The organism is Pseudomonas sp. CFBP 13711 (assembly GCF_014842265.1).
Taxonomy (GTDB): domain Bacteria; phylum Pseudomonadota; class Gammaproteobacteria; order Pseudomonadales; family Pseudomonadaceae; genus Aquipseudomonas.
Genome location: NZ_JACYVI010000001.1, coordinates 591,903 through 604,392 on the forward strand (window position 1 = coordinate 591,903; position 12,490 = coordinate 604,392).

Below are 12,490 nucleotides of genomic sequence, written 5' to 3' on the forward strand. Positions count from 1 at the left end.
ATGTATTTAGGCAGGTGGATGATTAACGAGAAGCGCGTTACATCAAACTTGGTGACCGGTTAGTTACCGCTTGGTTCCACACTAGGCGAGGTACTTTTTGCGCTTTTCCAATCAGCATTTGAATGCGGAAAATACTTTTGTTAAAGACGCAGGCCTATGATTTTCCCGGCCTTTCCTGAAGATGTTATTTTTTATTTCGGCAGCTGAGAACCTTTTGATTGGTCCGACAGTCGGATCAATCAAGCAGCACAATGATTAGCCGTCGTGGCAACCTCTTGAACTGCACAGCCATCTTCCAAGAACACTAGAAGGAACTCGTCATGGGCATCGGCACAATTCTGATCATCATCCTTATCCTGCTGTTGGTCGGTGGACTTCCGGTATTTCCACACTCCCGGAGCTGGGGCTACGGTCCGTCGGGCATCATCGGTACGATCCTGGTGATCCTGCTGATATTGGTGTTGCTGGGCAGGATTTAACTGCTAAGGCCACCGATAAAAAAACCGCGCTTAGGCGCGGTTTTTTTATGGAAGCGGTTCTGCTGGAGCAGAACTGTTTCGCCTTCGGCGAGTTACTTGATAAAGCCCCAAGTAACCAAGGGCTTGTGCTCCTGGTTGGGCCCTTCCTTCGTCAGGGTTCCTTCACTCCGGTCCCGCTCCGTGGGCCCGCGCCGAACGGACATCCATGTCCTGACGGCGCTCTCGCCGCATCCATGCGGCTCGACCCACGGAGCGAGACCTGCGTTCAGCCTGCACCCAAGTCGCGATTGGCGGCGATTGGGCTTTTTGCGTTTGAAGATCAAAAGCAGATCAAAAGCTTCCCGGCTGAAGCCGGTCCCAAGGGTCTCCGCGGTGCTTTTTAGTGGGACCGGCTTTAGCCGGGAAGGGGCCGGCGTGAACACCGTAAATTTAAACGTGCGCTCACCCGTCGGCGGCTGCGACTGGGCGTTAAAGAGATAAGCGGGAGTGAGGATTCACAACAATCGAACAGGACGTTCTAAGGAAGCTAGGGCGTAAAGCCCTAGCGGAGTGCAGTTATCACTTTTTCTTTTTTGCAGGCTTGTCGGCTTTTTCTGCCTTATCGGATTTCTTGGCCTTCTCTGGCTTGCTATTCGCTTTCTTTGCAGCTTTTTTTGGCTCAGCCGCTTTCTTGGTGTCTTTCTTCGCGTCTTTCTTGTCGGAAGACTTCGAAAGCGCCGAGGCCGCCGCTGATTTCTTTTCCGGAGAGGACTTTTTGTCCTTCAAATCCTTGCTGGCCTTCGAAGCTTCACCTTTGGTTTTCTTGTCGTCTTTAGCCACGTTAACCACCTCTCAAAGAGTGCCGGTATTAGCACAAGGCCTGTGGGAATCTCCACACGCTGATCATTAGGCGAAGCGGCTTGAAAGCGGTTCAATCTTTTTAGCTCCGAACGCAAAAATGACATCTGCCTCAGATTTACCCGCGCCTGAACTGGCCCCTTCCCGGCTAAAGCCGGTCCTACACCGGACGCGCTTGTGACCTTGATCTTCATACGCAGAGAGTTCAGACGACACCAATCGCGACTTGGGTGCAGGCTGAACGGAGGTCTCGCGGAGTGGGCCGAGCCGCATGGATGCGGCGAGAGCGCCGTCAGGACATGGATGTCCGTTCGGCGCGGGCCCACGGAGCGAGACCGGAGTGAAGGAAGGGCCCAACCAGGAGCACAAGCCCTTGGTTACTTGGGGCTTTATCAAGTAACTCGCCGAAGGCGAAACAGTCGAGCCATTAGGCCGACGCCCTTGATCTTGATCTTAAGCGCTTTTAAAACAAAAACGCCCCGGAGATCGGGGCGTTTTCACAACAACACTACCTCAAATCAATGCGACACCGCACCACTGGCCCCCAGGCCCGTCTGCGAACGCACAAACTGCGGGAAGAACAACGCACGCTCACCCTCCGCCGCCTTCGACTTATCCGTAATCGAGAAAAACCAGATCCCGACAAACGCAATCGCAATCGAAAACAACGCCGGATACTCGTACGGGAAAATCGCCTTCTCATGATGCAGAATCTGCACCCAAATCGTTGGGCCCAGAATCATCAACACCACCGCACTGATCAACCCCATCCAGCCGCCGATCATCGCGCCACGCGTCGTCAGATTTTTCCAGTACATCGAAAGCAACAACACCGGGAAGTTACAGCTCGCCGCAATCGAGAACGCCAGGCCCACCATGAACGCGATGTTCTGACTCTCGAACGCGATACCCAACAGAATCGCCACGACCGCCAACGCCACCGTGGTGTACTTCGATACACGGATCTCGTCTTTCTCGTTGGCCTTGCCCGCCTTGATCACACTGGCATACAAGTCGTGGGACACCGCCGATGCACCGGCCAATGTCAGACCCGCCACCACCGCCAGGATGGTCGCGAACGCCACCGCCGAGATGAAGCCCAGGAACAGACTGCCACCGACCGCGTCGGCCAGGTGAACCGCTGCCATGTTATTGCCACCGAGCAGCGCGCCTGCCGCGTCCTTGAACGCCGGATTGGTGCTGACCAAGAGGATCGCGCCAAAGCCGATAATGAAGGTCAGGATGTAGAAGTAGCCGATGAAACCGGTCGCGTAGAGCACCGACTTACGGGCTTCCTTCGCATCACTCACAGTGAAAAAGCGCATCAGAATGTGTGGCAGGCCCGCGGTGCCGAACATCAGCGCCAGACCCAGCGAAAACGCCGAGATCGGATCTTTAACCAGACCGCCCGGGCTCATGATCGCCTCACCTTTCGGGTGAACCTTCACGGCTTCGGAGAACAGCACGTTGAAGTCGAAGTTGACGTGCTTCATCACCATCAACGCCATGAACGACGCACCGGAGAGCAGCATCACCGCCTTGATGATCTGTACCCACGTGGTCGCCAGCATGCCGCCGAACAGTACGTACAGGCACATCAGGATACCGACGAGCACCACCGCCACCGCGTAGTCCAGACCGAACAGCAGCTGGATCAGCTTGCCGGCGCCGACCATCTGCGCGATCAGGTAGAACGCCACAACCACCAGCGAACCGCAGGCGGACAAGGTACGGATTTCCTTCTGCTTCAGGCGGTAGGACGCCACGTCAGCGAAGGTGTACTTGCCCAGGTTACGCAGGCGTTCGGCGATCAGGAACAGGATGATCGGCCAGCCGACGAGGAAGCCGATGGAGTAGATCAGACCGTCGTAGCCGGAGGTGTAGACCAGCGCGGAAATCCCCAGGAATGACGCCGCCGACATGTAGTCACCGGCAATGGCCAGACCGTTCTGGAAACCGGTGATCTTGCCGCCTGCCGAGTAATAGTCCGACGCTGTCTTGTTCTTTTTCGACGCCCAGTAAGTGATGTAGAGGGTGAACCCGACGAAGACCACAAACATGATGATCGCCGACACGTTCAACGGTTGCTTCTGCACCGCACCGGTCAGCGCTTCGGCTGCCCAGAGTGTCGGCGCGAAAGCGGCAAGGCCAAAGGCCGCAAGCAGGCGCCGGATCATTGCTGCGCCTCCTTCAGAATGGCGTTGTTCAGGTCATCGAATTCACCGTTTGCGCGGCGAACATAGATGGCGGTCAGAACGAACGCGGACACAATCAGCCCGACGCCGATCGGCATACCCCAAGTGATGGTTGATGTGGCGCTGAGTTTAGCGCCGAGAATCTGAGGTCCATACGCAATCAGAAGGATGAATGCGGCATAGAGCCCAAGCATGATTGCCGAGAGAATCCAGGCGAATCGTTCCCTTTTCGAGACCAGCTCCTTGAAGCGCGGGCTGTTCTGAATCGAGAGGTAAATGCTGTCGTTCATTGTTTTTGTCCTCGCAGCACAGATGGATGTCACGGTTTGCACTTTAGTCCGCTCTGCGATGCACTCCAGACGACCTTAGTATTAGAACGACATTAGTTGATGTTCGAAGGATTGCCTCTTTTGCGCGCAGTTGATTGCCCCCAATCATTTCCGCAATAAAAAACCGCCTGGCGATGGCTCGCCAAGCGGTTCGGTAAGACGTTAAATCTTTGTGACCGATTACTTACCGGTCCACTCCTTGACGCGATCCGGGTGCTTGGCGACCCAGTCCTTGGCCGCCGCTTCGGGCTTGGCGCCGTCCTGGATGGCGAGCATGACTTCGCCGATTTCATCCTTGCTGGTCCACTGGAATTTCTTCAGGAAATCCGCAACGTCCGGGGCCTTCTTCGCCAGATCCAGGCTGCCGATGTTGTCGACGGTTTCAGCCGCACCGTAAACACCCTTCGGGTCTTCCAGGAACTTCAGTTTCCACTTCGCGAACATCCAGTGCGGCACCCAGCCGGTCACCGCGATAGATTCTTTCTTGTTTTCGGCACGGGTCAGCTCGGCAATCATGCCGGCGCCAGAACTGGCCTGCAGCTTGTAACCGTCGAGGCCATAATCCTTGATCGCTTGATCAGTCTTGATCATCACGCCTGAACCGGCGTCGATGCCGACGATTTTCTTCTTGAAGGATTCGTCGGTCTTGAGGTCCGCCACCGAGTTGGCTTTCACGTACTCAGGCACGATCAGGCCGATTTTCGCGTCCTTGAAGTTAGGCCCGTAGTCGGTGACCTTGTCCTTGTTCTTGGTCCAGTACTCGCCGTGGGTCACGGGCAGCCAGGCAGACAGCATCATGTCCAGTTTGCCGGTCGCGACGCCCTGCCACATGATCCCGGCCGCAACGGCCTGCAGCTTCACCGGATAACCCAGTTTCTGCTTGATCACCTCGGCGGCCACGTTGGTGGTTGCAACACTGTCGGACCAGCCATCGACGTAACCGATGCTCAGCTCGGGTTTGGCGTCGGCATGGGCCAGCGTGGAACTGATGGCCAGTGCCAGCGCGGCACCGACACCCAGGATTTTTCGCATCGTCATTTTCACTTCCCCGGTAGTCCAGAACCCGACAGCGGTCGGGTATCGTTAACGTTCTTATAACGTCGCACTCGCGCCCTGGTTCGGGGCAAGCCACGCGTTTCACGCTTCCACCACGTGCCTGCGCAGACGCAATCGCTGCGTGGACGATTGATCATCAACCCCCACACACCTTGTGCCTTTCCTGCCAGCGACACCCAGCCACCCGGTAAACGACATCACCGCGCCATCAACGACAGACAGGTCGTAAAGAGGCTAGCGAGTCGTCCGGAAATTGCATGGTTTACAAAAGCGCTGACAGGATGAGGTGTGTAGCCGCGCCATCTTGCTAATATGCCGCCCTTCGCCTCACTTCGGCCCCATCATGTCCGCACCGTCCCGCTCGCCTGTCGTCTTCCTTTATCTGTTCTCCTGTGTGATTGCCCTGCTTGGCCTGTGCGGCTACTGGTACTGGCTGGGCAAGCCGGTGATTCTGCCGGACGCCGCCACGCCGACCCACAAACTGCAATGCGCGTCCTACACGCCGTTCGACAAGGACCAGTCCCCGTTCGACCAGCCCTTCACCCTGCGCCCCGCGCGGATGGACGCTGACCTGGCGCTCCTCGCGACGCGCTTCGACTGCGTACGCACCTATTCAATGACCGGCATGGAGGCGCTGCCCGACATCGCCCGCAAGTACGGCCTCAAGCTGATGCTCGGCGCTTGGGTCAACGGCAATCCGGTCGACACGGCCAAGGAAATCAAGGCGCTGGTGACGGCGGCGAACACCCACCCGGATGTGGTGACCGCGGTGATCGTCGGTAACGAGAGCCTGTTGCGCAAGGAAGTCACCGGCGTTCAACTGGCCACGCTGATTCGTCAGGTGAAAGCGCAGGTCAAGCAGCCGGTCACCTATGCAGATGTCTGGGAATACTGGCTGCAATACCCGGAAGTCGCGCCTGCCGTGGATTTCCTGACGATCCATCTGCTGCCGTACTGGGAGGATGATCCCACCGGCATCGACGAGGCCCTGGCCCACGTCGCGCAGATCCGTGAAACGTTCGGCAAGCAATTCGCACCCAAGGACATTCTCATCGGCGAAACCGGCTGGCCCAGCGAAGGCCGCCAGCGTGAAACCGCGCTGCCCAGCCGGGTCAACGAGGCCAAATTCATTCGCAGTTTCGTCGCGATGGCCGAGCAACACGGCTGGCACTACAACCTGATCGAGGCGTTCGACCAGCCGTGGAAGCGCCAGTCCGAAGGTGCAGTGGGCGGTTACTGGGGGCTGTTCGATGCAGATCGCCAGGACAAAGGCGTGCTGGCCGGACCGGTGTCGAACCTGCCGTTGTGGCCATTCTGGCTGACGGTCAGTGGCGCGATTGCCTTGCTGGCCCTGGCGTGGGCGGGTCGGGTCAGTCATGCACGCAGCGCGCTGATGCTTCCGTTGCTGGCGGCGTTCGCCGGGTGCTGCATCGGCACCTGGGGTGAACTGGCCCGGGTGACCAGCCGCTTTGCCGGCGAATACTTGTGGGCGACGGCGCTGGTGACGCTGAATCTGCTGGTGCTCGCCCATGCGGCGCTGGCGTTGTCGGCCCGCGCAGGGTGGCGCGAGCGTGCGTTTGCCTGGCTGGACGCTCGTGGCGGATGGTGGTTGTACGCCAGCGGTTTCGCGGCGGCGGTGATGATGCTGGCGATGGTGTTTGATCCGCGCTACCGCAGTTTCGCGACCGCGACGCTGTGGGTGCCCGCCCTGGTCTACCTGATCCGCCCGGTGGCGGCACCACGTCGGGAGATCGGCCTGCTGATGTTCATCGTCGGCGCGGGCATCGTGCCGCAACTGTTTCGCGAGGGCTTGAGCAATCCCCAGGCGTGGGCGTGGGCGGTAGTGAGTGTGTTGATGGCGCTGGCACTGTGGCGCAGCGTGCAGATCAGCGCTCGGGTGAAGGCAACGAGCAATGCGCAGGCGATGGCCGACGCTGTGTAACCGAGTGTGCAGGGCGACGGATACATTGTGTTACCGCCGAAGGACTGAAAAGCCCGCAGGCGGGTAACACGGAAACAGAATTCCGTTACATCGCGGGGAGGCCAAACGATCGGATTTCGCAAACCATTGATTTGCAAGGGTTTACAAAAGTTGGCACGCACCCTGCTATATCTCCTGCATAACAAGAACAAAATGTGAAAACCCAATAAAAATAAGATGAATCGGCTCTGACATAACAAGAACAACGGCACAGAGACGCAGCCAACAGATTTTTTTGGAGTAGAAACGCTTTACCGAGGCTTAGGCCTCGCAGCCCGACCGAGAATAATAAAACTACCCTCAGGTAGCGGCCAGAACGGGTTGGATCACCTCTCGCAGAAGAGGAATCAAAGCAGGTCAGCGCTCAAAAAAATACGTTTGCTCTTGTATCCCGTATGGGGATCACCGAAAGACGCTGTAGAGGGACCGGTTGCCAATAACAACAACAGACCGCCCTACAACAATAAGAAAGAGCACGTGCAACGATTTAAAGGGGAGCCTCGGCTCCCCTTTATGCTGTCCGGCGTCTGGCGTTTGAAGCCGGGCCCGTTGTGAAGTCAGGCCCGTTGACGACGCACCAGGCGCAACCCGGCAATCACCACCGCGAACACTGCCAGGCTGGCCGTGTACAGCACCAGCGCCAATATCCCCAGCAGCAAGCCGACCACTGCAAGCGCTCGACCAACCTGACGCGGAATAAAGAACGCGATCAGCGATGTGATCAGCGCGCCCCATCCGAACACGCCGAAGTGAATCCACAGGCCCAGGTTCGAGCGCAACTGGCACTGCCATTTCGACGCCTCGTCCGCGCAGATTCCTACCCATTGCACGTCTTCCATCAGGCCGTAACGCAAGCCGTAACTGACGGCGAGCCACAGCGCCAGAACGAAAAACAGCACCACCAACGGCAGACGACGGGACACGATACACTCCAGAAAATGACCAACGGCGCGCAGCATAGCCGGAGCGGCCGGGGCAAAACCATACGGGCAATAAAAAGCACGAGCAGACAGGCCAGAAGTGCCATAACCTGTATCGTCGCGGAGGGTCATGCGAGAGTCACTTGCCGTCACGGCACTTTGGCACTACACCCGTGTCATAGCCTGCGTATTTCAACAGCACATCATTCCCAAGGGATTCAGTCATGCTTCGTTTTCTGCGCCTCGCCGCCTTATCAGGCGGCCTGTTTTTGAGTGCGTCCGTGATGGCGGTCGATATCGATCCGTCCAGCTATGGCTTCCCCTTGACCAATCCGTTCGAAGCGACCATCGCCACGACCCCACCGGATTTGCGTGCCAAGGTGCCTGAAGACGCCGACATCGATCAGGACGATTACAGCCTCACCATGCGTCCGGAGCGTGAGTTCACACTGCCGGACAACTTCTGGGCCGTGAAAAAACTGCGTTACCGCCTCGCCAAACAAGACCACCCTGCGCCGTTGATCTTCCTGATCGCCGGCACCGGCGCGCCTTATAACAGCACCCTTAATGAATACCTGAAGAAGCTGTACTACGGCGCCGGTTACAACGTCGTGCAGCTTTCGTCGCCGACCAGCTACGACTTCATGAGCGCCGCCTCACGTTTCGCCACCCCGGGCGTGACCAAGGAAGACGCCGAAGACTTGTACCGCGTCATGCAGGCCGTTCGCGCCCAGCAGTCCAAGCTGCAGGTCACCGAGTATTACCTGACCGGTTACAGCCTAGGCGCACTGGATGCGGCGTTCGTCAGCAAACTCGACGAAACCCGTCGCAGCTTCAACTTCAAGAAAGTGCTGCTGATCAACCCGCCGGTGAACCTGTACACGTCGATCACCAACCTCGACAAGATGGTGCAGACCGACGTTAAAGGCATCACCAACAGCACCACCTTTTATGAACTGGTGCTGCAAAAGTTGACCCGCTACTTCCGCGAAAAAGGCTACATCGACCTTAACGATGCGCTGCTGTATGACTTCCAGCAGTCCAAGCAGCACCTGTCCAATGAACAGATGGCCATGCTGATCGGCACCTCGTTCCGGTTCTCTGCAGCCGACATCGCCTTCACCTCCGACCTGATCAACCGTCGCGGCCTGATTACCCCGCCGAAGACCCCGATCAGCGAAGGCACCAGCCTGACGCCGTTCCTCAAGCGCGCGCTGCAATGCGATTTCGACTGCTACGTGACCGAGCAGGTTATCCCGATGTGGCGTGCCCGTACCGACGGCGGCAGCTTGCTGCAACTGGTTGATCAGGTCAGCCTGTACGCGCTGAAGGATTACCTGGCGAGCAGCAAGAAGATCGCCGTGATGCACAACGCCGACGACGTGATCCTCGGCCCGGGCGACCTCGGTTTCCTGCGCAAGACTTTTGGCGATCGCTTGACCGTTTACCCTTACGGCGGTCACTGCGGCAACATGAACTATCGCGTCAACAGCGACGCCATGCTGGAGTTTTTCCGTGGCTAAACGTCTATTGCTTATCGCCGCCCTCCTCTGCGCTGGCGCCGTCCACGCGGCCGACGCGCCGATCGTTTCCCAGGCAGCCCCGGTCCAGCGGATCGACAATCCGGACGGGTTCACCGAGCCGTTGAAGTCGCTGAAATTCAACCCGGGTCTGGATGCTCAGGAGTTCGAGCGTTCGTCCCTCAACGCGCTGAATGTCTACGATCCGCTCGAATCCTGGAACCGCCGGGTTTACCACTTCAACTATCGCTTCGATGAGTGGGTGTTCCTGCCGGTGGTCAACGGCTACAAATACGTGACACCGAGCTTCGTGCGCACGGGCGTCAGCAACTTCTTCAGCAACCTGGGCGATGTGCCGAACCTGCTGAACAGCCTGCTGCAGTTCAAGGGCAAGCGTTCGATGGAAACCACCGGCCGCCTGATCGTCAACACCACCCTGGGCATTGCCGGGCTGTGGGACCCGGCGACCCTGATGGGCCTGAAGAAACAGAGCGAAGACTTCGGTCAGACCCTGGGTTTCTATGGCGTACCGGCCGGCCCGTACCTGGTGCTGCCGATCCTTGGCCCGTCGAACCTGCGTGACACCGGCGGTCTGGTCTTCGACTTCACCGCAGAGTCGCAGATCAACTTCCTCAACGTCGCTCAGGTCAGCGAAGACCATCCTGAGCTGTACCTGCTGCGCGCCATCGACCGTCGCTACACGACCAGCTTCCGCTACGGTCAGATGGACTCGCCGTTCGAGTACGAGAAAGTGCGTTACGTGTACACCGAAGCCCGCAAGCTGCAGGTGTCCGAGTAACGTGATCTGAATACTGCTGGCACTGCTGGCAGGGATCTTGTGGGAGTGAGCTTGCTCACGAAGACGTTATTACGGCCGCTGGAGATCTGGCGGCTATAAACCTATTCGCGAGCAAGCTCGCTCCCACACTTCGCCCAGACCCATCGCCAAACCCGATCATTCCCCCGCAAAAACCTCACCCATCCATCGCTCCAACAGGCCTACCATAGGCGCCATTCCCCTTCTGCCGGAGTGAGCCCCATGCCTCAATTTCGTAAAGTGCTGTCGATCCAGGCCGGCCAACCAACGTCCGACGGTGCCGGCGTCAAGCTGACCCGTGTGTTCGGCGGGCCAGGCATCGAAGCCTTCGACCCGTTCCTGATGCTCGACGAGTTCGGCTCCGAGAACCCCGACGAGTACATCGCCGGCTTTCCGCCCCACCCCCATCGCGGATTCGAGACCGTGACCTACATGCTCGAAGGCCGCATGCGCCATGAAGACCACATGGGCAACGTCGGCCTGCTGCAAGGCGGCGGTGTGCAATGGATGACCGCTGCGCGCGGGGTCATCCACAGCGAGATGCCCGAGCAGGAAGAAGGCGCCATGCGCGGCTTCCAGCTGTGGCTCAACCTGCCGGCCAAATCGAAGATGGGCGACGCCGGTTACGACGACATTCAACCCGAGCGCATTCCGCGCATCACCACGCAAAACGGCGTCGACGTTGTGGTGATCGCAGGTCAGTTCGACGACGGCCAGACGTCCCAGCCAGGCGCCGTGCAGCGTCCGGACACCGAGCCACAGTATTTCGATTTCCACATGCCCGCCGGCAGCCACATCAGCCCGCGCGTCGCCGACGGCCATCGCGTGCTGCTGTACGTGTACGAAGGTGAAGTCGAGATCGCAGGACAGCCACAGAAACTGGGTACGAGCCGTCTCGCGCGATTGTCGGAAAGCGGTGAGATTCAGCTGAGCACTCAGACGGGCGCCCGCGTGCTGCTGATCGCTGGCAAGCCCCTGGGCGAACCGATCGTGCAATACGGGCCGTTCGTGATGAACAGCCGGGAAGAAATCGAACAGGCGCTGCGGGATTTTCGGGATGACAAACTGACGGCTTGACCGCCCTGAACCCGGCATTCAGCAGAGCAACTACTCCGACCGCAAGAACCGCATCAACTCCTCCTTCTGGGCCATCGCGTCGCGGCGGCCCAGCTCGATGAGTTCACTGCAATAACCCGATTCGAACAACAGATAGCTCAGCACCCCAGCCCCGCTGGTCTTGGTCGCACCCGGGCCGCGCAGAAAAGTGCGCAGCGCCGGGGGCAATTCGCGGCGATGACGGGCGGCGATTTCATCGATGGGCTGGCTGGGCGAAATCACCAACACTTCGACCGGCGCCAGGGACTGAATGGGCGTCGAGTCTGACGACTGCGGCCTGGGCACGTCGGGCCCGGGCAGCATGCGGCTGACCAGATTCAGCCGCTCCAGCAGTTCAATGTCACTCTCCAGGCTGTCAATGAATGTGCTGTTGAGCATGTGCCCGCCGATCTGCGCGAGGCTCGGCTGCACGCCACGGACCGCTCGCGGCAGGGGCGGATTGGCGCCGGGGCCACGGGGGTTGCCGCTGACGCCCACCACCAGCACGCGGTTGGCGCCCAGGTGCAGCGCCGGACTGATTGGCGCCGACTGCCGCACCGCGCCGTCACCAAAATATTCCTGCCCCAGTTTCACCGGCGCGAACAGCAACGGAATTGCGGAGCTGGCCAGCAGATGGTCAATGGTCAAGCGCGTCGGCAAGCCGATCCGGCGATGCCGCAGCCAGGATTCGATCGTGCCCTTGCCCTGATAGAACGTAACCGCCTGCCCCGACTCGTAACCAAACGCGGTGATCGCCACCGCGCGCAGATGCTTTGCTTCGATGGCTTCCTGGATGCCGTCGAGGTTGAGTCGCGCGGTCAGCAGGTCTTTTAGCGGCGAGCTGTTGAGCAGCGCCACCGGCACCTGTTGGCGACCGATGCCCAGCAAGCTGCGACCGAAGAACCGCGCCGCCTGCCGAACGACGCCGGGCCAGTCACTGCGCAACACTTGATGGCTGCGAAAGCCCTGCCAAAACTCAGTGAGTTCGTGAATTGCCGTACGAAATTGCGCGGCGCCGCTGGCCAGCTTCACCGCGTTGATCGCCCCGGCGGAGGTGCCGACGATCACCGGAAAAGGATTTTTGGCGCCGACCGGCAGCAGGTCGGCGATGCCCGCCAGCACCCCACTTGATACGCCGCACGAGCGCCGCCGCCGGACAGGATCAGCCCGGTCACTGGCTCGACGCCGGGAGCCAAGGCTGAGGCGTTGCGCACCGCGTGTTGTTCTGTGGCGCTTGTCGTCATGGGGTCTCAGCTCTTGG

General features: G+C 59.2%; 10 protein-coding genes and 1 pseudogene. 5 read left to right on the forward strand and 6 right to left on the reverse strand.

Annotation, left to right across the window (positions count from 1 at the left end; translation table 11 throughout):
* Nucleotides 1-320 precede the first annotated feature (320 nt).
* Complete coding sequence (locus IFT47_RS02675) at nucleotides 321-479, forward strand: DUF3309 family protein (protein WP_020290439.1); 159 nt, start codon at nucleotides 321-323, stop codon at nucleotides 477-479.
* Between the two features lie 558 nt (nucleotides 480-1,037).
* Here the strand turns inward: IFT47_RS02675 and IFT47_RS02680 are convergent.
* From IFT47_RS02680 to IFT47_RS02695, 4 genes are all read right to left on the reverse strand, one after another.
* Nucleotides 1,038-1,307, reverse strand: a complete 270-nt coding sequence (locus IFT47_RS02680; RefSeq protein WP_192170959.1) for a hypothetical protein — start codon at nucleotides 1,305-1,307, stop codon at nucleotides 1,038-1,040.
* Between the two features lie 527 nt (nucleotides 1,308-1,834).
* Nucleotides 1,835-3,493, reverse strand: coding sequence for a cation acetate symporter (locus IFT47_RS02685; protein ID WP_192170958.1), 1,659 nt, complete (start codon nucleotides 3,491-3,493; stop codon nucleotides 1,835-1,837).
* Nucleotides 3,490-3,801 (reverse strand): DUF485 domain-containing protein, encoded by a 312-nt coding sequence (locus tag IFT47_RS02690; protein WP_108122019.1) that lies wholly within the window; start codon nucleotides 3,799-3,801, stop codon nucleotides 3,490-3,492. Before IFT47_RS02690 ends, IFT47_RS02685 begins: the two co-directional genes overlap by 4 nt.
* Nucleotides 3,802-4,020: 219 nt before the next feature.
* Nucleotides 4,021-4,878: a glycine betaine ABC transporter substrate-binding protein gene (locus tag IFT47_RS02695; protein ID WP_192170957.1), complete on the reverse strand. Its 858-nt coding sequence runs from the start codon at nucleotides 4,876-4,878 to the stop codon at nucleotides 4,021-4,023.
* Between the two features lie 361 nt (nucleotides 4,879-5,239).
* Here IFT47_RS02695 and IFT47_RS02700 point away from each other — a divergent pair, with 361 nt between their 5' ends.
* Nucleotides 5,240-6,838, forward strand: coding sequence for a glycoside hydrolase family 17 protein (locus IFT47_RS02700; RefSeq protein ID WP_192170956.1), 1,599 nt, complete (start codon nucleotides 5,240-5,242; stop codon nucleotides 6,836-6,838).
* A 596-nt stretch (nucleotides 6,839-7,434) separates the two neighbouring features.
* Here the strand turns inward: IFT47_RS02700 and IFT47_RS02705 are convergent.
* Nucleotides 7,435-7,800, reverse strand: a complete 366-nt coding sequence (locus tag IFT47_RS02705; RefSeq protein ID WP_192170955.1) for a hypothetical protein — start codon at nucleotides 7,798-7,800, stop codon at nucleotides 7,435-7,437.
* 221 nt (nucleotides 7,801-8,021) lie between these two features.
* Between IFT47_RS02705 and IFT47_RS02710 the strand changes: the two genes are divergently transcribed.
* From IFT47_RS02710 to IFT47_RS02720, 3 genes are all read left to right on the forward strand, one after another.
* Nucleotides 8,022-9,320, forward strand: a complete 1,299-nt coding sequence (locus IFT47_RS02710) for a serine/threonine protein kinase (protein ID WP_065986875.1) — start codon at nucleotides 8,022-8,024, stop codon at nucleotides 9,318-9,320.
* Entirely contained in the window at nucleotides 9,313-10,116 is an 804-nt protein-coding gene (locus tag IFT47_RS02715; protein ID WP_192170954.1) for an MlaA family lipoprotein, read from the forward strand. The genes IFT47_RS02710 and IFT47_RS02715 overlap by 8 nt, the downstream gene beginning before the upstream one ends.
* Nucleotides 10,117-10,356: 240 nt before the next feature.
* Nucleotides 10,357-11,211, forward strand: a complete 855-nt coding sequence (locus IFT47_RS02720; protein ID WP_192170953.1) for a pirin family protein — start codon at nucleotides 10,357-10,359, stop codon at nucleotides 11,209-11,211.
* 30 nt (nucleotides 11,212-11,241) lie between these two features.
* On the opposite strand, the pseudogene IFT47_RS02725 reads toward IFT47_RS02720, so the two are convergent.
* A pseudogene (locus IFT47_RS02725) lies at nucleotides 11,242-12,473 on the reverse strand (patatin-like phospholipase family protein).
* Between the last annotated feature and the right edge of the window lie 17 nt (nucleotides 12,474-12,490).

Bases quoted from the DNA above. Each gene is read 5' to 3' on its own strand.
- IFT47_RS02675 (WP_020290439.1), top strand. From the start codon at position 321: ATGGGCATCGGCACAATTCTGATCATCATCCTTATCCTGCTGTTGGTC.
- IFT47_RS02685 (WP_192170958.1), bottom strand. From the start codon at position 3,493: ATGATCCGGCGCCTGCTTGCGGCCTTTGGCCTTGCCGCTTTCGCGCCG.
- IFT47_RS02690 (WP_108122019.1), bottom strand. From the start codon at position 3,801: ATGAACGACAGCATTTACCTCTCGATTCAGAACAGCCCGCGCTTCAAG.
- IFT47_RS02695 (WP_192170957.1), bottom strand. From the start codon at position 4,878: ATGACGATGCGAAAAATCCTGGGTGTCGGTGCCGCGCTGGCACTGGCC.
- IFT47_RS02700 (WP_192170956.1), top strand. From the start codon at position 5,240: ATGTCCGCACCGTCCCGCTCGCCTGTCGTCTTCCTTTATCTGTTCTCC.
- IFT47_RS02710 (WP_065986875.1), top strand. From the start codon at position 8,022: ATGCTTCGTTTTCTGCGCCTCGCCGCCTTATCAGGCGGCCTGTTTTTG.
- IFT47_RS02720 (WP_192170953.1), top strand. From the start codon at position 10,357: ATGCCTCAATTTCGTAAAGTGCTGTCGATCCAGGCCGGCCAACCAACG.